General features: G+C 65.8%; 18 protein-coding genes and 1 tRNA gene. 13 read left to right on the forward strand and 6 right to left on the reverse strand.

Annotated elements, in window-relative coordinates:
- Positions 1-2 precede the first annotated feature (2 nt).
- Positions 3-1,613, forward strand: a complete 1,611-nt coding sequence (gene aroKB, locus ABIB42_RS20055) for a bifunctional shikimate kinase/3-dehydroquinate synthase AroKB (RefSeq protein ID WP_221434669.1) — start codon at positions 3-5, stop codon at positions 1,611-1,613.
- Positions 1,614-1,623: 10 nt separating this feature from the next.
- On the forward strand, positions 1,624-2,757 hold the full coding sequence (locus ABIB42_RS20060) for a deoxyguanosinetriphosphate triphosphohydrolase (protein WP_005663352.1): 1,134 nt from the start codon (positions 1,624-1,626) through the stop codon (positions 2,755-2,757).
- Positions 2,758-2,792: 35 nt separating this feature from the next.
- On the opposite strand, the gene ABIB42_RS20065 is transcribed toward ABIB42_RS20060, so the two are convergent.
- The 5 genes from ABIB42_RS20065 to mutM all read right to left on the reverse strand — a co-directional run bounded on the left by ABIB42_RS20065 (position 2,793) and on the right by mutM (position 8,712).
- The gene (locus ABIB42_RS20065) at positions 2,793-3,641 is read right to left on the reverse strand and encodes a nucleotidyl transferase AbiEii/AbiGii toxin family protein (RefSeq protein ID WP_429248883.1); all 849 of its coding nucleotides are present in this window, start codon (positions 3,639-3,641) and stop codon (positions 2,793-2,795) included.
- A complete protein-coding gene (locus tag ABIB42_RS20070; protein WP_005663349.1) occupies positions 3,616-4,695 on the reverse strand; it encodes a type IV toxin-antitoxin system AbiEi family antitoxin in 1,080 nt (359 codons plus the stop codon). Before ABIB42_RS20070 ends, ABIB42_RS20065 begins: the two co-directional genes overlap by 26 nt.
- A gap of 114 nt (positions 4,696-4,809) precedes the next feature.
- Positions 4,810-5,934, reverse strand: a complete 1,125-nt coding sequence (gene mutY / locus ABIB42_RS20075; RefSeq protein ID WP_429248884.1) for an A/G-specific adenine glycosylase — start codon at positions 5,932-5,934, stop codon at positions 4,810-4,812.
- Between the two features lie 19 nt (positions 5,935-5,953).
- Positions 5,954-7,852 carry a dynamin family protein gene (locus ABIB42_RS20080; protein ID WP_429248885.1) on the reverse strand — a complete coding sequence of 633 codons (1,899 nt, stop codon included), beginning with the start codon at positions 7,850-7,852 and terminating at the stop codon, positions 5,954-5,956.
- 26 nt (positions 7,853-7,878) lie between these two features.
- On the reverse strand, positions 7,879-8,712 hold the full coding sequence (gene mutM / locus ABIB42_RS20085; protein ID WP_429248886.1) for a bifunctional DNA-formamidopyrimidine glycosylase/DNA-(apurinic or apyrimidinic site) lyase: 834 nt from the start codon (positions 8,710-8,712) through the stop codon (positions 7,879-7,881).
- Positions 8,713-8,820: 108 nt separating this feature from the next.
- On the opposite strand from mutM, the gene ABIB42_RS20090 reads away from it, so the two are divergent.
- The 7 genes from ABIB42_RS20090 to pth all read left to right on the forward strand — a co-directional run bounded on the left by ABIB42_RS20090 (position 8,821) and on the right by pth (position 15,044).
- Positions 8,821-10,692: a tetratricopeptide repeat protein gene (locus ABIB42_RS20090; protein ID WP_429248887.1), complete on the forward strand. Its 1,872-nt coding sequence runs from the start codon at positions 8,821-8,823 to the stop codon at positions 10,690-10,692.
- Between the two features lie 68 nt (positions 10,693-10,760).
- Positions 10,761-11,366, forward strand: coding sequence for an outer membrane lipoprotein LolB (locus ABIB42_RS20095; protein WP_005663344.1), 606 nt, complete (start codon positions 10,761-10,763; stop codon positions 11,364-11,366).
- Positions 11,367-11,369: 3 nt separating this feature from the next.
- The gene (gene ispE / locus ABIB42_RS20100; protein ID WP_312486211.1) at positions 11,370-12,269 is read left to right on the forward strand and encodes a 4-(cytidine 5'-diphospho)-2-C-methyl-D-erythritol kinase; all 900 of its coding nucleotides are present in this window, start codon (positions 11,370-11,372) and stop codon (positions 12,267-12,269) included.
- 65 nt (positions 12,270-12,334) lie between these two features.
- Positions 12,335-12,411: transfer RNA gene (locus ABIB42_RS20105), tRNA-Gln, on the forward strand.
- Positions 12,412-12,557: 146 nt separating this feature from the next.
- Positions 12,558-13,508 (forward strand): ribose-phosphate pyrophosphokinase, encoded by a 951-nt coding sequence (locus ABIB42_RS20110; RefSeq protein ID WP_005663342.1) that lies wholly within the window; start codon positions 12,558-12,560, stop codon positions 13,506-13,508.
- 197 nt (positions 13,509-13,705) lie between these two features.
- The gene (locus ABIB42_RS20115) at positions 13,706-14,293 is read left to right on the forward strand and encodes a 50S ribosomal protein L25/general stress protein Ctc (RefSeq protein WP_005663341.1); all 588 of its coding nucleotides are present in this window, start codon (positions 13,706-13,708) and stop codon (positions 14,291-14,293) included.
- 166 nt (positions 14,294-14,459) lie between these two features.
- Complete coding sequence (gene pth, locus ABIB42_RS20120; protein WP_071360692.1) at positions 14,460-15,044, forward strand: aminoacyl-tRNA hydrolase; 585 nt, start codon at positions 14,460-14,462, stop codon at positions 15,042-15,044.
- Positions 15,045-15,068: 24 nt separating this feature from the next.
- On the opposite strand, the gene ABIB42_RS20125 is transcribed toward pth, so the two are convergent.
- Positions 15,069-16,949, reverse strand: coding sequence for a DUF3857 domain-containing transglutaminase family protein (locus ABIB42_RS20125; protein WP_429248888.1), 1,881 nt, complete (start codon positions 16,947-16,949; stop codon positions 15,069-15,071).
- 131 nt (positions 16,950-17,080) lie between these two features.
- Between ABIB42_RS20125 and ABIB42_RS20130 the strand changes: the two genes are divergently transcribed.
- The 4 genes from ABIB42_RS20130 to ABIB42_RS20145 all read left to right on the forward strand — a co-directional run bounded on the left by ABIB42_RS20130 (position 17,081) and on the right by ABIB42_RS20145 (position 23,540).
- Complete coding sequence (locus tag ABIB42_RS20130) at positions 17,081-18,130, forward strand: patatin-like phospholipase family protein (protein WP_429248889.1); 1,050 nt, start codon at positions 17,081-17,083, stop codon at positions 18,128-18,130.
- A 140-nt stretch (positions 18,131-18,270) separates the two neighbouring features.
- Positions 18,271-19,362 carry a redox-regulated ATPase YchF gene (gene ychF, locus ABIB42_RS20135; protein WP_005663337.1) on the forward strand — a complete coding sequence of 364 codons (1,092 nt, stop codon included), beginning with the start codon at positions 18,271-18,273 and terminating at the stop codon, positions 19,360-19,362.
- Positions 19,363-19,485: 123 nt separating this feature from the next.
- Complete coding sequence (locus ABIB42_RS20140; protein WP_429248890.1) at positions 19,486-22,593, forward strand: DEAD/DEAH box helicase; 3,108 nt, start codon at positions 19,486-19,488, stop codon at positions 22,591-22,593.
- A 101-nt stretch (positions 22,594-22,694) separates the two neighbouring features.
- A complete protein-coding gene (locus tag ABIB42_RS20145; RefSeq protein ID WP_429248891.1) occupies positions 22,695-23,540 on the forward strand; it encodes an MOSC domain-containing protein in 846 nt (281 codons plus the stop codon).
- Positions 23,541-23,650 lie beyond the last annotated feature (110 nt).

Genomic DNA, 23,650 nt, shown 5'->3' on the forward strand with positions numbered 1-23,650 from the left:
TGATGGGGGCAGGGAAGACCACGATCGGACGATTGCTTGCACGCAAGCTCAATCGCCGCTTCGTCGATTCCGACCACGAGATCGAGGCGCGCACCGGCGCCACCATCCCCTGGATCTTCGAGATCGAGGGCGAGGCCTGCTTCCGGCGGCGCGAAGCGGACGTGATCCGCGACCTCTCCGGCCAGCAGGGCCTGGTGCTGGCCACCGGCGGCGGCGCCGTGCTCAATCCGCACAGCCGCGCCCTGCTGGCCGAGCGCGGCACCGTGATCTACCTGCGCGCCTCGATCGGCAGCATCCTGCAGCGCACCGCCCACGACAAGAACCGTCCGCTGCTGCAGACGGCCGACCCGCGCGCGAAACTCGAAGAGCTGTGGGCCCAGCGCGATCCGCTGTACCGCGAGATTGCGGACCTGGTCATCGACACCGGCCGTCCTAACGTACAATCGATGGTACAAACCATATTGGACCAGCTGGCGGCGCAGGAAATGGCTCGCGCGCGCCGGCTTGCAAGGACATCGATGAACGAACAGGACCGCATCACCCTCAACGTCGACCTCGGCGAACGCAGCTATCCGATCGCGATCGGCCCCGGCCTGCTGGACGACGCCGCGCTGCTCGCGCGCCACATCGGCGGCAACAAGGTGGCCATCGTCACCAACACCACCGTCGCGCCGCTGTACCTGGACAAGGTGGCCGGCCACCTGCGTGCCGCGGGCCGCGACGTGGTCGAGATCGTGCTGCCGGACGGCGAAGAGCACAAGAACTGGCAGTCGCTCAACCTCGTCTACGACGCGCTGCTGCAGAACAAATGCGACCGCAAGACCACGCTGGTGGCGCTGGGCGGCGGCGTGATCGGCGACCTGACGGGCTTCGCCGCCTCGAGCTATATGCGCGGCGTGCCCTTCGTGCAGATCCCGACCACCCTGCTGTCCCAGGTCGATTCCTCGGTCGGCGGCAAGACCGGCATCAACCACCCGCTGGGCAAGAACATGATCGGCGCCTTCTACCAGCCGCGCGCCGTCATCGCCGACACCGCGACGCTCGACACGCTGCCGCCGCGCGAGCTGTCGGCCGGCCTGGCCGAGGTGATCAAGCACGGCGCCATCCTCGACGCGACCTTCTTCGACTGGATCGAGGCCAATATCGGGAAACTGATGGCCCGCGAGCCGCAAGCCATCGCCCACGCGATCGCGCGCTCGTGCGAGATCAAGTCCGAGGTGGTGCGCAAGGACGAACGCGAAGGCGGCCTGCGCGCGGTGCTGAACTTCGGCCATACCTTCGGCCACGCGATCGAGAACGGCCTGGGCTACGGCGAATGGCTGCATGGCGAGGCGGTCGGCTGCGGCATGGTGATGGCGGCCGACATGTCGGCGCGCCTGGGCCTGATCGAGCCCGCCGCCGTGGAGCGCGTGCGCGCCCTGGTGCGCGCCGCCGGCCTGCCGGCCGAGGCGCCGGATCTGGGCGAGGCGCGCTGGATCGAGCTGATGGAAGTCGACAAGAAGAACGAGGGCGGGGAGATCCGTTTCATCCTGCTCAAGCCGCTCGGCAGCCCGTCGATCACCACGGCGCCGCTGGACATCCTGCGCTCGACCCTGGCGGCGTGCAGCGGCTGAAAGGCGCATGATGGACTTCGACGCCGGCCTTGCCCCCTACGCGGCGCACTCGTCGCAGTCGCGCGGACGGCGCCACTCCGAGCCGGGCCCGGGTTCGCGCAGCGAATACCAGCGCGACCGCGACCGCATCATCCATTCGACCGCCTTTCGCCGGCTGGAATACAAGACCCAGGTCTTCCTCAACCACGAGGGCGACCTGTTCCGCACCCGGCTGACCCACAGCATCGAAGTGGCGCAGATCGGCCGCACCCTGGCGCGCAGCCTGCGCCTGAACGAAGACCTGGTCGAAGCCACCGCGCTGGCGCACGACCTGGGCCACACGCCCTTCGGCCACGTGGGCCAGGACGTGCTCAACGACTGCATGAAGGATTTCGGCGGCTTCGAGCACAACCTGCAAAGCCTGCGCGTGGTCGACCACCTCGAAGAGCACTACGGCGCCTTCGACGGCCTGAACCTCACGTTCGAGACGCGCGAGGGCATCCTCAAGCACTGCTCGCTCAACAATGCGCGCCAGCTGGGCGAGCTGGGCCAGCGTTTCATCGACCGCAGCCAGCCCAGCCTGGAAGCGCAGCTGACCAACCTGGCCGACGAGATCGCGTACAACAACCACGACATCGACGACGGCCTGCGCTCCGGCCTGTTGACCATGAAGCAGATGGAAGAGGTGGAGCTGTTCGCGCGCCTGCGCAGGCAGGTCGAGCAGCAATACCCTGGCCTGGCGGGACGGCGCGCGCTGTATGAGACGATCCGCCTGATGATCACGGCGATGACGGCCGACCTCGTGGAGACTTCACGACAGCGCATCCTGGACGCGAACCCGCGGACCATCGACGACGTGCGCGCCGGCCCGCCGTTGATCCGCTTCTCGGACACCATGCGCGCCGAGACCACGGCCCTCAAGCGCTTCCTGTACGCCAACCTGTACCGCCACTTCCAGGTCAACCGCATGCGGGTCAAGGCGAGCCGCATCGTGCGCGAGCTGTTCCAGGCCTTCCTGGACGATCCGGTGCTGCTGCCGAACGACTACCAGGTCGAGGGCGACCCGATCAGGCAGGCGCGCAAGATCGCCGACTATATCGCCGGCATGACGGATCGTTATGCGATCCGCGAACATCGGCGGATTTTCTCGCTCGATCATTTCTGAATGGAGGCGGCACCGACCGCACCCAGTGGCGTGGATCAAGCGATGGCCTGCAGCAGAAGGCGCAGGCGCGTCTGAATCCGTGGCTCTGCATCGTCGAGATGGCGCATTGCCTTGGTCATTTCGTTGGATAGCCGGTTGAAGTCACGCTCGACGATCTGTGTCAGCACAGCGATAGTTTGTTCACTTGCGACGCGTCGGATATCCTTGCCTAGCAAATAGACGCCTGCCAGGTCTGGATCGTAGTCGCCGGCTTCGATGACACCATCCTCTTCGTACACACGATCGATATTGCCGGCGGCGGCATAACTGTCCATGAGGTGGATGAGATCGTGAGCATCCTTCGGGTTTTCCAGTCCTCGATCCGACCATGCGACCAGCTTGAGTATGGCAAGTCCCGCAAGAGAGACGACCTTGCCGTCGAAGCCGGGCAGGAATGTCACGCGTTCCGCAGCAGCCAGAACGTCGTCATAACCGGCCAGGTTCATGATGACCTTCATGTCGGGCGGCCAGGCCAGTTCGTCGCTTCCTTGGGTTATTTGTCCGAATGGCACAAGGTCCAGATGGTAGTTGAGATCACCTTGATCGCCCTTGTAGTAAAGGCGCTGTCGTGCCTGCCCACCAGGAATGAAGGTCCCGCGCGCAATGAGCCTTGCCCTGAGCGCATCGAACTGATCCCAGTCCTTGACGGCGATGGTGAAATCCACGTCGTATGTCGCACGCCTGGCGGCAAGTCCGAATACATGGGTGAGCAGGATATCGCGTGCCGTCGCGCCTACAAGCATATAATCGACTTGTTCGGCCTGCGCTTCTTCTGCCACGGCGCGAAGGATGTCGATCGTGACATCATCGATGGGCCGGTCAGCCCTGATTGAACGAGGTGTCAATGAACCTCTCCTTGATCATGCCCGCGGTCTCTTGTGTGCGTGGGTCCAGCAACGCGAGCAGCTCTGAGTACACCAGCAAAGGCGGCGCAGTATCGCGCGCTGTCGTTGGTTTCCAGCGCCAGAATTTCTCCAGTATCTCGATGTCCCCATTGTTGTCTGGCCTGATGCGATACTGCTTGCTCAGTTTCCTGATCATGCCTTCCATATCGTCCGGGCAGACGTACAGGGTTTGCGTGGCCGGCTTGAGGTGCCCGGTCAATCTGGCTGCGGCGACTTCCGATCCCCATACGGCGTCGAATCCCTCCAACTCGGCCTTTTGCCACCAGGACGGTTCGGTAGCGCTGAAACGCCGGCTCTTCAGTTTTGCACGCAGGGTAGTGGGATAGTTGACTGCCCACTCATCGATCAGGCGTTCCGGTTCCAGCAATCTTCTGCGCTCGGAATTCCCTTTATTGATGAGGTAACCGCGGCGCTCCAGATCGTTCAGTACGTTATAGGCTGTTCCCAGCGAAACGCCGGCATGGTTTGCAAGCTCCTTGTAGGGCAAATGAACAGCGTCTGGCTTGGCAAGCAGGACAAATCCCATGCGCAGGGCTGCGGCATTCGTGAGTCCTTTTGCGGCCGGTAAAAGCAGTTGGTTGCGCTCCTTTTTTTCGCCGGTGACGAGAACGAAAAGGCCGGGCGCTTGCAAATAGGCGTTGCCGTTCGTGTCGATGAACTGCAGTCCCGTGACACGACAGTATTCGGCCAGTTCTCTAGTAATGTACGGTGCGATCAACAGGCCTGGATGGCCAGTCGTTTGCAATTGGCGCCTGACATGGTCGATGTGTGCTTTGCGGTCGATCAGGAGCTTGCACTCGACTGCGTAACGGGCGGAGCCGTTCTCATGCACAAGATCGATCGTTGCGTCTGGCCGGTACCCGGCTGATGGGACCGCCTCAAGCTTGGCCATGTGTCCTTCGACATCGACCTTTTCCTTGAGCGCATCGAACGCAGCCAGGATCAGCCCTTCTTGGGCCTCGGCAGGATTATAGGTAATTGCACGATCATTCATTCACTCTTCCTCGTTTCCACAGGCTGTGAATGAAACCATTCTATGCAAGATAGCGAGGATTTTCAATAATTTTTAATTTTCACGTTACGTGAAAATGGATAAAAATTGAAAATTTCAGCTGAACAGACTTGGCGTCGCCAGGTCCAGCAACAGCTTCTTGACCGGCGCCGGCAGCGGCGCTTCCCTGACCACATCCAGCTTCCACCAGACGTGGCCTGGCGCCAGCGCAGCGCGCGCCGTCAGCGTCACCGCGAACGGCGCGATGTGCAGCTTGTAGTGGGTGAAGACGTGCACCAGCGGGCTCAGTGGCCGCACTTCGTCGAGCGTGCCGAAGGCGCTTGCCGCAGCTGCGACGTCGGCCGTACAGACCGGCGGCTCGTCCTCGTCCATCGGCACATGCCCGCCCACCTCCGGCAGCGACAGCAGGCCGCCCCAGATGCCGGTTTGCGGACGCTGTTCCAGCAGCACTTCGCCGCCATCGATCACGACCAGCAGCGCGGTGCGCTTTTCCGGCGTCGCCTTCTTCGGTTTGCGCACCGGCAGGTCGGCGGTGCGGCCGGTGGCGAAGGCCACGCAGCGCGCCTGCAGCGGGCAGCGGCCGCAGTCGGGCCGCGAACGGGTGCACAGGGTGGCGCCCAGGTCCATCAGGCCCTGGGTGTAGGCTTCGATGGCGCCCGGGTTGCCGGCCACCTCGGGCAGCAGGGCGTCGGCGCGCCGCCACAGCGCATCCTCGATTGGCTTGAGGCCCGGATAGGCGTCGATCCCGAACACGCGCGCGAACACGCGCTTGACGTTGCCGTCCAGGATGGCGGCGCGCACGCCGCTGGAAAAGGCCGCGATCGCCGCCGCCGTCGAGCGGCCGATGCCGGGCAGGTCGGCCAGCAGCGCCGGGTCGCTCGGGAACACGCCGTCGTAGTCCCGCACCACGCGCTTGGCGCAGGCGTGCAGGTTGCGCGCGCGGGTGTAGTAACCGAGGCCGCTCCAGTGGGCCATCACGTCGTCAAGTGGGGCTTCGGCCAGCGCGTGGACGGTCGGGAAGCGTTCCAGGAAGCGCGCGTAATAGCCCAGCACCGCGGCCACTTGCGTCTGCTGCAGCATGATCTCGGACAGCCAGACGCGGTAAGCATCCTGGGTGTTTTGCCAGGGCAGGGTGTGGCGGCCATGGCTGCGCTGCCAGGCGATCACGGCCTTCGAGAAGGTCGGATCGGCCAGCTGGTCGAACTCGGTGAGGCGTTTCATGCGGTGTCTTGTGAAGGCGCTAGGCCTCTAATGTGGTGGTGACGCCGGCCGCGATGGCGGCCAGGCGCTGGCGCGTGGATTCGAGCTCGGCCTGGCCGTGCTCGAAGGCGCCGATCTTCTGTTCCAGGCTGTCGCTGGCGTCATGGATGCGCTGGACCGTGGCCTGGCGCTGGCGCAGGCTGTCGCGGTGCTGGCGGATCTGCGCTTCCAGCGGCGCGTTGGCGACCTTCAGCCAGGCTTCGACGTCGGCGTTGGCGGCGCGGTAGACGCGCCGCACGCGCGAGGCGATCGAATCGAAGAAGCGCTCGAGCAGCGTGGCGCGGCTGGTCATCAACAGGGTCGCGGTGCCGAACTGGCGCTCGAACAGCGTTTCGATGGCGTCGATCTCGTCGACGTGGCGCGTCAACGATAACGCTTGCGGCAGCGCCAGCGACAGGCCGTGTTCGGCCGCGAAGCGGCGGTGCATGGCGTCCATCATGGACTTGATCTCGTCGACCTTGGCGCAGGCGTCGAGCAGGCCGGCGCGCGCGCCGGCGAAGTAGTTGCGCACCGGCGCGCGCATGCCGGTGGCGAAGCGCGCCGCCGACATCGCGGCGCGCACCGTTTCGGTCCGGTCCTGCAGGCCATCCATGCCGACCAGGGTGTACAGCTCGGTCGACAGGCGCGTGAACACGGCGCGCGTGCCCTGCAGCTTGAACAGGCCGGCGTCGAATTCCTTCTTTTCGGCCTCCACCCGGCGCACCATGTGGGCGATCATGCCCTGGTTCTTGCCGCGCAGGCTGCGCAGTTCCTGCAACTGCTCGACCAGTTCGCGCAGGCGCGCCGCCACCAGCAGCTGCTGGCCGGCGGCCAGCAGTTCGAGGTCGGCGCGCAGCTGGCGCGCATTGATCGAGCGCCGCGCCGGGATCAGGTGGTGGAACAGCGCCGATTCGAGCTCCCCCAGGCGGCTGCGCTCGAACAGGTCCATGTCGCCGCCGATGCGTCCGACCAGCGCCTTGTGGGCCGAGACCGGATACACCTGGCCGGCGTCCAGCCCGAGCAGGCGCGCGACGTCGTGCTGCTGGCGCGCGATCTCGGCGTCGACAGAGCTCGGACTCGTGAGCTCGTCCCACATGGCGTCGATCTTGTTCAGCACCGCCAGCCGGCCCGGCCCGGCGCCGATATGGGTGCGCCAGACCTCGATGTCGCTGCGCGTCACGCCGGTGTCGGCGGCCAGCACGAACAGCACCGCGTGCGCGTTCGGGATCAGGTTCAGCGTCAGTTCCGGCTCGGTGCCGATCGCGTTCAGGCCCGGGGTGTCGAGGATCACCAGGCCCTGCTTGAGCAGCGGATGCGGCAGGTTGATGATGGCGTGGCGCCAGCGCGGGATGTCGATGCTGTCGTCCGCAACGACGTTGTCGGCCAGGTCGGGATCCTGCGGGTCGAACAGGCCGTAGCGTTCGGCCTCTTTCACCGGTACGCGGCGCGTCTGGCTGACCTGGCGCAGCGTCTCGTGCATCGCGCCCGGATCGTCGAGGTCGAGCGGCAACACGGTCCAGGCGCCGGGATCGTCGCGGTAGTCACCCAGGGACAGCTGGCCGGCGCGGGTCTCGATCGGCAGCAGGCGGATGCAGGGCGGCAGCTGGGCATCCCACAGCAGTTCGGTCGGGCACATGGTGGTGCGGCCGGCGCTGGACGGCAGGATGCGCTGGCCGTAATCGGCGAAGAACAGGGCGTTGATCAGTTCGGTTTTGCCGCGCGAGAACTCGGCCACGAAGGCGACCGACAGCCGGTCGTCGCGCAGGCGTCCGAGGGCGCGCGCCAGCACTTGCTCGCCGGCGGCGTTGATCAGTCCGGCTTCGCGCAGGGCAGTGCCGTAACCCTCGAGGCTGGCGGCAACGCTGGCCCGCCACGCTCCATACTGTTGTAGATCCTGCATCGTTCAGCTCGTAGCCCGTTATATCCCTAGCGCTGGCACTGCGCGCAATAAAACGTCGAGCGCTGGCCCTGCTTGATCTGGCGGACCGGCGCCTCGCACTGGCGGCAGGGCACACCAGCACGATCATAGACGAAATATGTCTGCTGGAAATATCCTGACTGCCCATTTACCGCAATAAAGTCACGCAGGGTACTGCCGCCCTGGACGATGGCGGCGGCCAGGATGTCGCGGATCGCCTCGGCCAGCCGGTCGTAGCGCGCGCGGCTGATGCGCGAAGCCGGTGTCTTGGGGCTGATGCCGGCCCGGAACAGGCTTTCGCAAGCGTAGATATTGCCGACGCCCACCACGATGTCGCCGGCCAGCAGCACCTGCTTGATCGGCGCGCTGCGGCGCCGCGTTTCCCGATGCAGCAGGGCGCCATCGAAATGCTCGCCGAGCGGTTCCACGCCCAGGCCGCGCAGCAGGATGTGCTCCTCCAGCGCGCCGTCCTCGCTCGCATGCCACAGCACGGCGCCGAAGCGGCGCGGATCGTGCAGGCGCAGCACTTGCAGCCCTTCCGGGCCATTGACGACGAGGTCGACATGGTCGTGCTTGCGCGGTTCGATGCCCGGCGGCAGCACGCGCAGGTGGCCGGACATGCCCAGGTGGATGATCAGGGCGCCGTGCTCGAAATGAATCAACAGGTATTTGCCGCGCCGGCCGGTGCCCAGGATGCGGCGGCCCGCCAGCAGCCCGGACAGGCCGGGCGGGAAGGGCCAGCGCAGGCCGTCGCGGCGGCAGATGACCTGCTCGACGACGCGGCCTTCGATATGGGGCGCGACACCGCGCCGGGTGACTTCTACTTCTGGCAGTTCAGGCATGGGGGAGACGAATCGTGTAAAGTCGGGTTGCCGTCGCGGCTGGGCAGCCTGCGGGCCGGGCTGGCGCCAGGAATCCTGGCGCAGCTCATGCGCGGCAGGCGCCTGCGCATGAGCGTAGAATCAAATCAAAACATCAACTCGGATTTTGGACTTGCTTTGAAAAACGCTTTCGCCATTGTAACCGTCTCCGGGCTGCTTGCAGGCCTGCTCTCGGGTTGTGCTGTCTCGCCGCAACAGCAGTCGCTCGCCGCCGGCGAGCAGGCCGGGTCCGGTCAGCAGCAATCCGCACCGCAAGAAGCCGAGCTGGATGAGGAAGAGCTGGCGGCCAAGAAAAAGGCCGAGGAAGAAGCGCGCCTGCCCAAGGTCGAGCTCACGCCCGTGATGCTCGAGCAGTTGATGAAGGCGGAATTCGCGTTTCGCAACGGCGACTGGCAGGGGCCTTATCTGACCGTCTACAACCTGGCCCAGCGCACCGGCGATCCGCGCCTGGCGCGCCGCGCGGCCGAGATGGCGGTGGCCGCCAAGCAGGCCGACGACACCCTGGCCGCGGTGCGCCTGTGGTACCAGCTCGACCCGGAATCCGACGAAGCGACCCAGTATTTCGTCGGCATGGCGGTCACGTCCGACAAGATCGCCGAACTCGAACCGATCTTCGAGCAGCGACTGCGCGAGGCGACCCCGGCCCGGCGCGGCGTGCTGCTGTTCCAGGTCCAGCAATTGCTGGGCCGTGCGAAGGACAAGGAAGCGGCGATCGCCATGCTCGAGCGCCTGATCGCGCCCTACGACAACACGATGGAAGCGCGCGTCGTGCGCGCCCAAATCGCGCTGGTGAAGGGCGACAAGGCGCTGGCCAGCAGCGAAGCCCAGGCGGCCCTGGCGATCAAGCCCGACGCCGAGATCGCCCTCCTGATGCTGGCGCAGGTGACCGAGAACGAGGCGCAAGTGGTGGCCTTGATGCAGAAATTCCTCAAGAGCTATCCGAAGGCCAGCGACGTGCGCGCCGCCTATGCGCGGGTGCTGGTCAACCGCAAGGATTATCCGGCTGCGCGGCGCGAGTTCGAGCTGCTGGTCAAGGCCCAGCCCGACAACGTCGCCCATCTGTATGCGCTGGGCATCCTGGCCACGCAGATGAACGATGCCCTCGGCGCCGAACAATATTTCACGCGCTTCGTGGAAGTGCTGGGGCGCAATCCAGACGACGAACGCGATCCTTCGCGCGCACTATTGATCCTGTCGCAACTGGCGGAAGAGCGCAATGACCTGGTCGGCGCCCTGCAATGGCTGGACAAGGTGCCTGAAGGCACGGATCCGCAAACCCGCTTCAACACCCAGTTGCGCCGCGTCCACCTGGTCGGGAAGGGCGGCGACGTGAACAGCGCGCGGCGCCTGCTGGCCGAGATCAAGACCGACGATCCGGCGCGCCAGGCCCAGCTCATGGCGGCCGAGGCGCAACTGCTGCGCGAAGCCAACCAGCTGCAGGAAGCCTATGCGGTGATGGAAGCGGCCACCAAGCGCTTCCCGAAGAATCCCGACCTGCTGTACGACTTCGCGCTGCTGGCCGAAAAGCTGGGCAAGGTCGACGTGATGGAAGCGCAATTGCGTGAAGTGATGGCGCAGGCGCCGGACAATCACCATGCCTACAACGCCCTCGGCTATTCGCTGGCCGAGCGCAATGTGCGCCTGCAGGAAGCCTACGGCCTGATCGCCAAGGCGCTCGACATGGCGCCGGACGACCCCTTCATCATGGACAGCATGGGCTGGATTCATTATCGGATGGGTAATCTGGCGGAAGCCGAGAAATTCCTGCGCCGCGCCTACGATTTGCGCAAGGACCCCGAGATCGCCGTTCACCTGGGCGAGGTGCTGTGGCAGAAGGGCGATAAATCGGCGGCCGAGAAGCTGTGGCGCGAGGCGCGCGCCAAGGATCCGCAGAACGATACGCTGCGCACCACGCTGGCGCGGTTGCGGCCCGCCTTGTGAAATAATCCAGTCTTGCGGCGGACCGCATTGCGCGGTCCGCTGCGTTTGTCCATTTCCCGATCGTTCCTATGCCACTGACCCGACGTCTTACCCTGCTCGCCGCCGCGTGCTCATTCGCTGCCGCGCTTGCCGGCTGCGCCACCGGCACCGCCAACCTGTCCACCGCCACGGTCGGCGACTACCGCGACACCATCGACCTGTCGGGCAAGCTGTCGGTCAATTACCAGAAGGATGGCAGGCAAGAGTCGATCACCGGCAACTTCAACTGGGAGCAGCGTCCCGAGGCGATCGACGTCGCCCTGATCTCTCCGCTGGGCCAGACCGTAGCCACGATCAATGTCACGCCGAATGCCGCGACCCTGGTCCAGGGCGGCCAGGAGCGCACGGCGGGCGACATCGACAGCCTGACCCAGGAGACGCTGGGCTGGCCGCTGCCGGTATCCGGCCTGCGCGACTGGCTGCAGGGCTATGCGCTGGACGCGCAGGGTCAGCGTTTCCGCGCCTCGCCGGCCAATAACACCGTCACGACCAGGGATGGCTGGCGCCTGCGCTTCGTGGAATGGCAAGACGCTGCCGCGGCCCAGCCGGCGCCGCGCCTCATCCAGGCCGAGCGCGCCGCCTCGGGCGACATCACGGACCTCGCGATCCGCATCGTCATCCTGCCTTCGGCCTGATCCATGCGTTCGTTGTACGATTGCCCGGCGCCGGCCAAGCTCAACCTGTTCCTGCACGTCACCGGCCGCCGCGCCGACGGCTACCACCTGCTGCAAAGCGTGTTCCAACTGATCGACCGCGCCGACCGGCTGCATTTCGACTTGCGCGACGACGAGCAGATTCGCCGCACCAACGACGTTCCGGGCGTGCCCGAAGACCAGGACCTGGTCGTGCGCGCGCTGCGCCTGTTGCAGGCCGAGTTTGCGCGCCGCCATGGCCGGCTGCCGCCAGGCATCTCCGTCAGGGTGGACAAGGTCTTGCCCATGGGCGGCGGGCTGGGCGGCGGCTCGTCGGATGCGGCCACCGCCTTGATGGCGGCCAATGCGTTGTGGGGCGCCGGGCTGGGCCGCGAAGAATTGATGGCGCTGGGCTTGCCGCTGGGCGCCGACATCCCGTTCTTCCTGTTCGGCGAAACCGCGTTCGCGGAGGGCGTGGGGGAGTCCTTGCAGGCGGTGCCGGGGCCGGATTGCTGGTATGTGGTGATCGAGCCGGGTGTCGCGGTGCCGACGCCCGCAATTTTTTCTGCGCCAGATTTGACAAGAGATTCAAAGCCCGTCAGAATAGCGGACTTTTCCAGCTACACCGATTCATGCAGTACGGTTGGTTTTGGGAAAAATGATTTGCAGGACGTGGCGATGCGCCTGTTCCCGCCGGTAGCAGAGGCGGTTGAATGGTTGAGCAGCCATGGCGATGCCAGGATGACTGGCTCAGGGGCGTGCGTGTTTTGCGCGTTCTCCAGCGAAGACGCTGCCGACCAGGTGTTGGCGCAAGTGCCGGGTAAGTGGACGGCATGGAAAGCGAAGTCGCTGCAGACACACCCGCTGATGAAATCGCTCTTGCAAAATCAGGGAGTTATAGAATAAAATACTGCCTGTCGCAGCGTTGAGTAGCAAGTTAAGATGCTGGCGGCAAGTAGTAAAGATCGTGTAGGGGAATCGCCAAGCTGGTTAAGGCACCGGATTTTGATTCCGGCATACCAAGGTTCGAATCCTTGTTCCCCTGCCAAAGTTTTCTTGTTCTGTCGATGCGTGTGCGTCCAGCAAGAAAATCGCGATGCGGTGCCGAGCGCCACATCAGCATGCTAATCAGCCGGTATATCCGGCTGATTGTTTTTCTACCGTACAAACGCTTTTTACCCTTTAGGACTCCCCATGGCTTACGAAAACCTGATGGTTTTTACCGGCAATGCCAATCCGGCACTAGCAGAGGGGGTCGCAAAAAGCCTCGGCATTCCTCTCGGTAAAGCAGTCGTCTCCAAGTTCTCCGATGGCGAAGTCATGGTCGAGATCAACGAGAACGTGCGTGGCAAGGACGTCTTCGTCCTGCAATCGACCTGCGCCCCGACCAACGACAGCCTGATGGAAATCATGCTGATGGTCGACGCCCTCAAGCGCGCTTCGGCCGGCCGCATCACCGCTGCCATTCCTTACTTCGGCTATGCCCGCCAGGACCGCCGTCCGCGTTCGGCGCGTGTCGCGATCTCGGCCAAGGTCGTCGCGAACATGCTGGAAGAAGCCGGCGTCGAGCGCGTCCTGATCATGGACCTGCACGCCGACCAGATTCAGGGTTTCTTCGACATCCCGGTCGACAATATCTACGCATCGCCGATCCTGCTGGGCGACCTGCAGAAGCGTAACTACGACGACCTGCTGGTCGTGTCGCCCGACGTCGGCGGCGTGGTGCGCGCACGCGCCCTGGCCAAGCGCCTGGGCTGCGACCTGGCGATCATCGACAAACGTCGCCCGAAGGCGAACGTGTCGGAAGTGATGAACATCATCGGCGAAGTCGAAGGCCGCAACTGCGTGATCATGGATGACATGGTCGACACCGCAGGCACCCTGTGCAAGGCCGCCGAAGTGCTCAAGGAGCGCGGCGCCAAGAAAGTCGTTGCATATTGCACGCACCCGGTCCTGTCCGGCCCGGCGATCGATCGCATCGCGAGCTCGCCGCTGGATGAACTGGTCGTCACCGACACCATCCCGCTGAGCCCAGCCGGCGCCGCTTGCGGCAAGATCCGCCAGCTGACCTGCGCACCGCTGCTGGCCGAGACCTTCAAGCGGATCGTCAAGGGCGACTCGGTCATTTCGCTGTTCGTCGACTAAGCAGTTTCGACGTCGTATTGCGCGGCGCGCCTGGCTCAACAGCCGGCGCGCCGTTGTAGCATCCAGGATTTCTTGAGCGCGCAATATTGGCGCTCGTTCTTGACCGTCCCTGGTCGCGGGGATGGTCGCCACTTGGGCAACCGGGCCGGGAAACTTTTTTCCCGACATTCGGGCCCGATTTATTTTTGGAGTTTCACATGAAAGTAGTCGCATTCAACCGCACTCAGCAGGGGACCGGAGCGAGCCGCCGCCTGCGCAACGCTGGCCAGACCCCAGGCATCATCTACGGTGGCACCGAAGCCCCGGCGCTGATCGCCCTGGACGGCAACGCGTTGTACCACGCGCTCAAGAAAGAAGCATTCCACGGTTCCGTGCTGGACCTGGAAATCGACGGCAAAACCCAGCAAGTGCTGCTGCGTGACTTCCAGATGCACGCATACAAGCAACTGGTCCTGCACGCTGACTTCCAGCGCGTCGACACCTCGAAGCCGATCCACACCAAGGTCACCCTGCACTTCGTGAACGCCGAGATCTCGCCAGCAGTCAAGCTGAGCGGCGCCATCGTGTCGCACGTGCTGAACGAAGTCGAAGTGTCCTGCCTGCCAGGCCAACTGCCAGAGTTCATCGAAGTCGACCTGTCGAAGCTGGAAGCCGGCCAGTCGATCCACACCGGCGACCTGGTCCTGCCAGAAGGCGTGACCGCGCTGACCCACGGCCAGAACCTGACCATCGTCACCACCTCGATCCCACGCGGCGCAGCGACTGCTGAAACCGCTGCTGAGTAATATCGGCTGATCGCGCCGCTTCGGCGGCGCATCGATAAAAACCCGCCGCGGCTTGCCCGGCGGGTTTTTTGTTTTCCGCCATCGCCGCGGCCCACATCGAGCATCGTTGTGTACGCCGGACGGCCCGTTTGAGCGATAATCGCGTTTTCTCCAAAGAACACCACGCATGTCCATCCGTCTGATCGTCGGCCTCGGCAACCCTGGCCCGGAATACGAACAAACCCGCCACAATGCCGGCTTCTGGCTGGTCGACAACCTGGCCAACAGCCTGCCGGGTTGCCGCCTGCAGCGCGAATCGCGCTTCAACGCCCTGGTGGCCAAGACCTCGATCTCGGGCAACGACGTCTGGCTGCTCGAGCCGCAGACCTTCATGAACCGTTCGGGCCAGTCGGTCGGCGCGCTGGCGCGCTTCTATAAAATCAATCCGGACGAAGTCCTGGTCGTGCACGACGAGCTGGACCTGATGCCCGGCGTCGCCAAGCTCAAGAAAGGCGGCTCCTCGGGCGGCCACAATGGCCTGAAAGACATCACCGCGGCCCTCGGCACCCAGGAATACTGGCGCCTGCGCCTCGGCATCGGCCACCCGCGCAGCCTCAACCTGCAACAGGGCGTGGCCGACTTCGTGCTGCATCGCCCGCGCAAAGAAGAACAAAGCCTGATCGAGGAATCGATCGACAAGAGCCTGCGCATCATCCCGCTCGCCTGCGAAGGCAAGCTCGACGTGGCGACGATGCAGCTGCATACGGCCTGACGCCGCGCTCTTCGCTTCTTTAGCTCATCCTCCCCGCACCACGACCTGCGAGCGCAGGTCGCGCAGCATGCGCTCGAGCGCCGGCCGCATGCGCCGGTAGTCGTCGGGCGAGCAGGTGGCCGCCGTGTGCCTGAACTTGAGCTGGCGCTTGACCGTCACCAGCGCGCCGCGCCGCTGGTAGTGCGAGCGGTAGGCGAAGTTGGCATCGATCACCTTGACGGCGCGCGGCAGGGCCAGCACCTGCGCGCGCTTCGGCAAGTGGAAGCGTAGTTCATCCTCGGCATCGATCGCCGGGCAGACGAACTCCTGGCGCCGCTCGGGTTCCTGCGTGAACGCGAACACGGCGTCGCCCAATCCTCCCCAGAAGTTGTACGTGGTGGCCAGCCCTGTCGGCCCCGGCAGTTGCGTGAAGCCGCTGCTGGCGCCGCGCAGCGACAGGGTATAGTCGTCGGCCACGCCTTCGGTGTCGCCCGGCTCCAGCACGCCGCCGCCCTGTTGCCCCAGCCCTTGCAGCATGCGTTCGACGAAGCGGTCGCGCTCGGCCGCCGGCGTGGCGCGCACCACGCGCCGGTAGGGCTCGGCCTGGGCGCCGCTGCTGGTGCGCGTGACCTTGAAGCGGCTGCCGCCGTCGGGCTGGATGTCGAACTGGGTAAACGTACGGCTGCGCGCCTGCTGGAAGAACGGGATCATCGCGAACTCTCCCGAGCGCGCCAGCACCGCCGGCTTGCCGAGCAGCGCGGCGGGCAGGAAGCCGCCCGCCACCGATTCGGCGGTCGGGTCGAGATACAGCTGCAGCGAAGGGATGTAGACGATCGCATGATTGAGCACGCCGAGCGTCGGCACGCCGGGCAGGCGATAGGCGTCGCCGTTATTGACCAGCGCCACCGTGCTGTCGATGCCGGAGCTGGCCAGCAGCGCCTCGAGCAGGGTCGCGTGGTCCTTGCAGTCGCCGTAGCGGTTGGCCAGCACGCTCGATGCCGCATGCGGCACCACGCCGCCGGGGCCGAGATAGACGCCGACGTAGCGCACGTTCTTGCGCACCCAGTCGGAGAGGGCGATCGCGCGGGCGCGGCGGTCGAGGATGGCGCCCGTGATGCTGGCCGCCAGCGCCGCCACCGTGTCGTCGGGCAGCGCCTTGCCGGCGGCGCGCTCCTGGTAGGCGCGCGCAAAGGCGGTGTAGTCGGCGAAGGTCGAGACCGCGAGCCGCTTGCCGTAGTCGAGATAGCTGACGGAATCGGCCTCCAGCCGCGCATTGTCGCCGTCGACGTAGCGCCAGGCATAGCGGCGCTTGCCGGGCGCGGGCGCAGGCATATTCGTGGCGGCGCTCGCCTCGAAGCCGACCGCATCGGCGTGCAGGGGCATCGAGGCCGGCATGTCGTAGACCAGGCGGAAGTCGCGCTGGCGCTGGAAGCGCGCCGAGGTCAGGTCTTCGAAGTGGCCGGGAAACAGCGGCGTATGGCGCCGCACGACGTAGCGCACCGCGACCCTGTCGCCCGCTTCGACATCGGGGAAGACGACGATCTTGAGCCGCGTGTCCTGGAACATCGGGGCGTCGAGCGAGGCGGCTTCTTGCTGGTCGCGGATCTGGTGCGGCTGCACCGCCAGGCGCCGGCCGTCGGCCTTCTGAGTATGCGCCTCGACGGAGACGACTTCGTCGAGCGACTGGTTGTAGCCGATATAGAACTGGGCGTGTTCGTGCAGCGCCGCGCGGTTGACGATGGTCTTGGCCTGCTCGACCGTGAGCGTGTAGCCGCCGCCCGTCTCGACCACGAAATGCTGGACGTGGCGGTCCACCACCACCGAGCGGTCGGTGCCGCTGTCGGCCTCGAGCGCGCTGGCCGACGCAGGCAGGCACAGCAATGGACACAGAAGCAGACACAGCATGACGACGAAGCGCAGATGCATGACACTCTCCGGACACGCGACCGGCCCATGTTACGCAGCGGTACGGTGGCAGGATTGATCGGGCGCAAGGGCATGCTTCCTGCGATAATTCCGGCATGAAGTCGCTCACTTTTCATGCCGGGCCAGTGGCCATGGCCCAGATTGCGGAACACGGCTTGCGGGCCCGGGACGTGGCCATCGTGCCGGCCGCGGCGGGCGGCCCGAAGGGGCTGATCTTCCAGTCGCTGGACCAATGGATGTTCGGCGAATGGTTCCCTTCGGCCCCGCGCGAACGCACGCTGATCGGCGCTTCGATCGGCGCCTGGCGCATGGCCGCCGCCTGCCAGAAGGATCCGGTCAAGGCCCTCGCCCTGCTGGGCGAGCTGTATGCGGGCCAGCGCTACACGAGCTTGAAACCTACGCCGCAGGACATCGACGCGGTCGTGCAAGCCTTGCTGGGCGAACTGGTGCGCGGGCATGAAGACGACATCGTCAACCACGAGCATTACCGGCTGCACCTCCTGACCGTGCGCGGACTGCGTTCGCTGGCGTCGCCCGCGCACCGCTACGCAGAGATGCGCGGCTTCCTGTCGGCGGCGCTGCACAACGCCGGCTCGCGCGCCTGGCTCGGGCGCCTGATGGAGCGGGTCGTGATTGGCCATGCGCGCAGCCAGGCGCCATGGCTGCGCGAGCGCTTCGACAGTTTCAATACGCATTTCTCGACGCTCACGCGCGACAACCTTGCGCCCGGATTGCTGGCTTCGGGCACGCTGCCCCTGCTCATGAAGGCGGTGACCGGCATCGCCGAGGCGCCCGCCGGCAGTTACTGGGACGGCGGCATCATCGACTATCACCTGGCGCTGCCGTATTCGCGGGCCAGGGGCGAGCTGGTGCTGTACCCGCATTTCACCGAGCACATCGTGCCGGGCTGGCTGGATAAGGGATTCCCGTGGAGGAGGGCGGCGCGCGGCGCCAATCGCGGCTGGCTCGACAACGTGCTGCTGGTGGCGCCATCCGATGAATTCCTGCGCACGCTGCCGCGCGGGAAACTGCCGGACCGGGCCGACTTCAAGTTCTACGGTTTGAATCACGATGAGCGCGTGCGCACCTGGAAGCGGGCGATCGGGGAAGGGGAGCGATTGCGCGACGAGCTGGCCGAATTCGCGCTGCGGCCGGACCTGGGCCGCATCAAGCCGATCTAGATTGTCACAGTAGAAACCCGACCGTTGCAGCGGGCACGGAAAGCGCCGTATTTTGCGGCAGCCGGCCCTGTCCGGGTTACAATGCACGGTTTGGAGCGGTTTACCGATCGCTCGCGTTTACCGAATCAGAAAGAGTTCCCATGACCCTCAAATGCGGCATCGTCGGCCTGCCCAACGTTGGCAAATCCACCCTGTTCAACGCACTGACCAAGGCCGGCATCCCGGCTGAAAACTACCCGTTCTGCACCATCGAGCCGAACGTGGGCGTGGTCGAGGTGCCGGATCCGCGCATCGACGCGCTCTCCGCCATCGTCAAGCCGGAGCGCGTGGTCAAGGCCATCGTCGAATTCGTCGACATCGCGGGCCTGGTGGCCGGCGCGTCGAAGGGCGAGGGCCTGGGCAACCAGTTCCTGTCGCACATCCGCGAAACCGACGCCATCGTCAACGTGGTGCGCTGCTTCGAAGACCCGAACGTGATCCACGTGGCCGGCAAGGTCAGCCCGATCGACGACATCGAAGTCATCCAGACCGAACTGGCGCTGGCCGACATGGGCACCGTCGAGAAAGCCATCCACCGCGAGCAGAAGAAGGCGCGCTCGGGCGACAAGGACGCGGCCAAGCTGGTCGCGCTGCTGGAGCGCCTGATGCCGCACCTGAACGAAGGCCAGCCGGTGCGCACCATGGGCCTCGACAAGGAAGAGATGGCGATCATCTATCCGCTGCACCTGATCACCGCCAAGCCGGCGATGTTCGTGGCCAACGTGTCGGACACCGGTTTCACCAACAACCCGCTGCTGGACCAGCTGACTGAGTTCGCCAACAAGCAGAACGCCCCGATCGTCGCCATTTGCGCCGCGATCGAGTCCGAAATCGCCGAGATGGACGATGCCGACAAGGTCGACTTCCTGAACGACATGGGCATGGACGAGCCGGGCCTGGATCGCCTGATCCGCGCCGCATTCAAGCTGCTGGGCCTGCAGACCTACTTCACCGCCGGCGTGAAGGAAGTGCGCGCCTGGACCGTGCCGATCGGCGCCACCGCGCCGCAGGCCGCGGGCGTGATCCACACCGACTTCGAGCGCGGTTTCATTCGCGCGCAGACCATTTCGTATGATGACTTCCTGACCTACAAGGGCGAGTCGGGCGCCAAGGAAGCGGGCAAGATGCGCGCCGAAGGCAAGGAATACATCGTCAAGGATGGCGACGTGCTGAACTTCCTGTTCAACGTCTGATCCACCGGGGGCGCGCTGCGCCCACCCCAACGCAAGCCCTTCCTTCCGAAGGGCTTGTTGCTTTTTGGCTTATACAAAAACAACAAGGCATGCCGTCTGGATACGGTTGAGCTACAGGAAAACATGAACGATACAGTCCAGAACCGCTTGCTGCCGGTGCCGTACTGGCGCGCCGCGCTGGCCGAAGTCAGCCTGCTGCATCCCGAGGTGGCGCCCGACAGCAAACCTATCGCGCTCGCGGAAAACGACGGCGCGTGGCGGGTCGCGCAAGCCGCGCCCGACCTGGCGAGCTGGATCGAGGCACAGTTCAATGCCAGCAAGCTGGAACGTGCCGGCCGCATCCCCTTCGTGCTGATCCCGGCCCGGCTGGCGCTGGACGCGAGCCATGGCGCCAAGCAGGACGGCGCCGAGTTGCACAAGGGCGCTTCGGTGCTGTGCATCCCCTGCCTGCTGGACCGTCAGGGCGTGTTGTCGCCCGACCCCGAACGCATGCCGTGGATTCCGCGCGAGCTGCTGGAGCCGACCCTGCAGCGCACATCGGTCGGCGCGCTGGCCAGCGTCGACGCATTCATCGGCGCGCTGCCGGAACAAGCCATCGGCATGGGCGATACCTTCCACGTGGCGGCGCGCCTGTTCGAAGCCGTGACCGGCGCCGGGCTGCCCGGGCTTTCTGCAATGGCGCCGGCCGATGGGCGGCAGCAGCTGCCGGATTTCGCGCTGGACGAGCATCGCCTGGTGTCGGGCTGGCACGGCATGCCCTACGAGCCGCCGATCGTCGCGCGGCATCTCCTGAAGCTGTATGACCGCATCATCGCCGAGGGGCCGCCCACGCCGCTGCTCGACACCTTGCGCACCATTGCCGACCGGCCGGCGCGCGCGCCGTTGCCGCTGCAGCAGACCGCGCCGTATGACGGCCAGACGGTCGGCCACATGCATCCGCTTCACCACTTGTCGCCGTCCCAGCGCACGGCGATGGTCGAGCTGCAGCGCCTGGGCGAGGGGCAGGTCCTGGCGGTGAACGGTCCGCCCGGCACCGGCAAGACCACCTTGCTGCAAAGCGTGGTCGCCCAGCTCTGGGTCGATGCGGCCCTGGCCGGCGGCGATTGTCCGCTGATCGTGGTCGCCTCGACCAATGTGAAGGCGGTCGAGAACGTGCTCGACAGCTTCGCGAAAATCTCGGCCGAGACCGGGCACCGGCGCTGGCATCCCTACGGGCGCGGCTTCGGGCTGTTCCTGGCGTCCGAATCGCGCCAGACCCAGCATCCGGTCTGCACCGGCAAGAGCCACCCCTTCGAGGAGTTCGAGACGCCGGAAATGCTGGCGGCGGCGGAGCGCCATTACCTCGACTGCGCGGCGATGCACTTCAGGCGGCGCGGCGATGGCGTTGGCACCGTGGTCCACGACCTGCACGCCGAACTGAAGGAGCTTGCCGCCCGCCTCGACACGCTGGTGGCGGCGCGCCATACCCTGTTCCATGCGCTCGGCCAGGACGTCGACGACGGCGCCGTTGCCTCGTACCGCGCCTTGCTGGCGACCTTGAACGAGGAACTCACGCGTTGCCGTGAACAGCTGGCGCAACTGCGCGCGCGCCTGGACGAAAGCGAACAGGCCGCCGACGCCGCCTTGCGCGCCTACGAGGCGCGCCGCGACGACATCATGCAGGCCGAGAAGGCATGGGCGGCCTACCTGGCCGACGCCTCGATCTGGCTCGACCTCTTCAGTTTCGTGCCGGCCGTGCGCCGGCGCCGCATGGCGCGTGACCGCCAGGTGCTGATGGCGCATCCGCTGACTGCCGACCTCCAGCACCGCGCCGACGGCGTGCCGGGGCATTTCCATACGCTCAAGAAGGAAGCGCTGCAGCACAAGAACGATGCCGTAGCCGAGCTGCTCGCCTTGAAAGGGGAGCTCGCGCGTCAGGGAGACGACGTCAAGCAGGAGATGGCGCGGGCCGAGACGGAGCGCGCACGCATCACCAGTGCCTTCGCCGCCTGGCGCGACGTGGCCGGCGACGATCCGGAACTGCTCGACGCCAGCCTGGTCAACCTGAACGAACACCTGGACAAGAAGGTACGCGCGCGCATGTTCGCCGTCGCCGATTGGTACTGGTCGGGCCAGTGGATCCTGGAGGTGCGGCACCGCATCAGGAGCGGCATCAAGGATACGAAGGGGCGCAGCAAGCTCGAAGCGAAGTACCGCCGCTTCGCCAAGCTCTCTCCCTGCCTGGTGTCGAACTTCCACATGGCGCCGTCGTTCTTCACCGCCTGGGAAGGCGAAGACATGCCGTTCTGGAATACGATCGACCTGCTGGTGGTCGATGAGGCAGGGCAGGTCTCGCCCGATATCGGCGCGCCGATGTTCGCCCTGGCGCGCCGCGCGATGGTGGTCGGCGACACCTTCCAGATCGAGCCGGTCTGGAACAGCGGCGAAGCGACCGACCGCGCCAATGCCGTCAAATTCGGCCTGGCGCCGGCCTTCCATGACCCCGCCTACGAGCGCCTGGAGCAGGGCGGCTACACATCGGCCAGCGGCAGCCTGATGCGCATCGCCAACCGCAGCTGCACGGTCCAGCAGTACGAGGACGTGCGCGGCCTGATGCTGACCGAACACCGCCGCTCTGTGCCGGAGCTGATCGATTACTGCAACCGGCTGATCTACGCCGGCCGCCTCGAACCGAAACGCGCGTCGCTGCCGCCGGAAGCGCGGATCCTGCCGCCATTCGAGCTGATTCACGTGGGCGGCAGGGACACCCGGCGCGGCGGCAGCCGCTACAACGAGCTCGAGGCGGCCGCGGTCGTCGACTGGGTCAAGGCCCACCGCGCCGACATCGAACGGCATTACCTCGATGGCGCCGGCAAGCCGACGCCGATCTGGCAGCTGGTGGGCATCGTGACCCCGTTCGCCGCCCAGGCGGGCGCCATCGAGCGGCGCCTGCGCCGCGACATGCCGGACCTGCTGCGCAAGGACAGCCGCCTGACGGTCGGCACCGTGCACGCGCTGCAGGGCGCCGAGCGCGCCATCGTGCTGTTCTCGCCGACCTATGGCGAGAGTTTCAATGGCGGCGCCTTCTTCGACCAGAAGCCGAACATGCTGAACGTCGCGGTATCGCGCGCCCGGGACAGCTTCATCGTCATCGGCAACCGCAAGGTGTTCGATGCCGGCCGGACTGCGCTGCCATCCGGCCTGCTGGCGACGTATCTGGTGGAGCGCAGCCGCGAGACGGTCGAGGGCTAGTGCACGGGCAGGGGCGGATTGCATCGAATCCGCCCTTCGGGATCGTGCCAGCGGCGCCGATTGCTGCCATACTGTTGGCTTCTTACCATCCCGATCACAGCATGGCCATCGTCACTGAACTCCTCCTTTACCCGATCAAGTCCTGCGCCGGCCTGTCCGTGCCCGAGGCGACGCTCGCCCTCGACGGCCTGTCGGCGGGCGGCGTGCACGACCGCGAATGGATGGTGGTCACGCGCGAAGGCCTGTTCCTGACCCAGCGCGAATACCCGCGCATGGCCACCATCGCGCCGCGCGTCGAGGGCGATGCGCTGGTGGTCGAGGCGCCCGGCCTGTCGCCGCTCCGTTTGCCGCTGGCGCACGCGCCTGCGGCGCCGGCGATCGAGGTGCTGATCTGGGACGACCACGTCCTGGCCGCCGACTGCGGCGACGATGCCGCCGCCTGGTTCGCGGATGCCGTCGGCGCCCCATGCCGCCTGGTGCGCTTCCGCCCCGACGTCGTGCGCCCCAAGATCAGCCCATGGACCGGCGGCCTGCCCGCCGCGGCCCGCTTCTCGGACGGCTACCCGATCCTCTTGATCGGCCAGTCCTCGCTCGACGACCTGAACGCCAGGCTGGCGAAAGCCGGCCGTGCCGCGCTGCCCATGAACCGCTTCCGCCCCAACGTGGTCGTGGAAGGCATCGACGCCTTCGAAGAAGACTTCGTGGAGACCTTCAGCGATGGCGAGATCAACCTGCGTCCGGTCAAACCCTGCGCCCGCTGCCCGATCCCGTCGGTCGACCAGGCCACCGGCATCCCTGGCCCCGACCCACTCGACATCCTGCAAACCTACCGCGCCAACGCCCGCATGGAAGGCGCCGTCACGATGGGCATGAACGTCATCGTCCAGGACGGCATTGGCCGCACCTTGCGCGTGGGCCAGGAACTAAACGCCGAGCTTGCTTTCTAAGCACCACGGCAGGTCGAACGCCGGCGACACCGCAACAGTGTCGCAAAATCGCCTATTCCCGCATCTTCCGCGATATTGACAGGCGGTTTTTCATATCCAAGCAAGATTGG

The organism is Massilia sp. UYP32 (assembly GCF_050434365.1).
In the GTDB taxonomy this organism is placed as follows: domain Bacteria; phylum Pseudomonadota; class Gammaproteobacteria; order Burkholderiales; family Burkholderiaceae_D; genus Telluria; species Telluria timonae.

What these genes read in the sequence shown, in the direction of transcription:
- pth (WP_071360692.1), top strand. Translation starts at nt 14,460, where the DNA reads ATGTCCATCCGTCTGATCGTCGGCCTCGGCAACCCTGGCCCGGAATAC.
- ABIB42_RS20140 (WP_429248890.1), top strand. Translation starts at nt 19,486, where the DNA reads ATGAACGATACAGTCCAGAACCGCTTGCTGCCGGTGCCGTACTGGCGC.
- mutY (WP_429248884.1), bottom strand. Translation starts at nt 5,934, where the DNA reads ATGAAACGCCTCACCGAGTTCGACCAGCTGGCCGATCCGACCTTCTCG.
- ABIB42_RS20125 (WP_429248888.1), bottom strand. Translation starts at nt 16,949, where the DNA reads ATGCATCTGCGCTTCGTCGTCATGCTGTGTCTGCTTCTGTGTCCATTG.
- ychF (WP_005663337.1), top strand. Translation starts at nt 18,271, where the DNA reads ATGACCCTCAAATGCGGCATCGTCGGCCTGCCCAACGTTGGCAAATCC.
- ABIB42_RS20110 (WP_005663342.1), top strand. Translation starts at nt 12,558, where the DNA reads ATGGCTTACGAAAACCTGATGGTTTTTACCGGCAATGCCAATCCGGCA.
- mutM (WP_429248886.1), bottom strand. Translation starts at nt 8,712, where the DNA reads ATGCCTGAACTGCCAGAAGTAGAAGTCACCCGGCGCGGTGTCGCGCCC.
- ABIB42_RS20115 (WP_005663341.1), top strand. Translation starts at nt 13,706, where the DNA reads ATGAAAGTAGTCGCATTCAACCGCACTCAGCAGGGGACCGGAGCGAGC.
- ABIB42_RS20145 (WP_429248891.1), top strand. Translation starts at nt 22,695, where the DNA reads ATGGCCATCGTCACTGAACTCCTCCTTTACCCGATCAAGTCCTGCGCC.
- ABIB42_RS20130 (WP_429248889.1), top strand. Translation starts at nt 17,081, where the DNA reads ATGGCCCAGATTGCGGAACACGGCTTGCGGGCCCGGGACGTGGCCATC.
- ABIB42_RS20090 (WP_429248887.1), top strand. Translation starts at nt 8,821, where the DNA reads ATGAGCGTAGAATCAAATCAAAACATCAACTCGGATTTTGGACTTGCT.
- ABIB42_RS20095 (WP_005663344.1), top strand. Translation starts at nt 10,761, where the DNA reads ATGCCACTGACCCGACGTCTTACCCTGCTCGCCGCCGCGTGCTCATTC.
- aroKB (WP_221434669.1), top strand. Translation starts at nt 3, where the DNA reads ATGGGGGCAGGGAAGACCACGATCGGACGATTGCTTGCACGCAAGCTC.
- ABIB42_RS20070 (WP_005663349.1), bottom strand. Translation starts at nt 4,695, where the DNA reads ATGAATGATCGTGCAATTACCTATAATCCTGCCGAGGCCCAAGAAGGG.
- ABIB42_RS20080 (WP_429248885.1), bottom strand. Translation starts at nt 7,852, where the DNA reads ATGCAGGATCTACAACAGTATGGAGCGTGGCGGGCCAGCGTTGCCGCC.
- ispE (WP_312486211.1), top strand. Translation starts at nt 11,370, where the DNA reads ATGCGTTCGTTGTACGATTGCCCGGCGCCGGCCAAGCTCAACCTGTTC.
- ABIB42_RS20060 (WP_005663352.1), top strand. Translation starts at nt 1,624, where the DNA reads ATGGACTTCGACGCCGGCCTTGCCCCCTACGCGGCGCACTCGTCGCAG.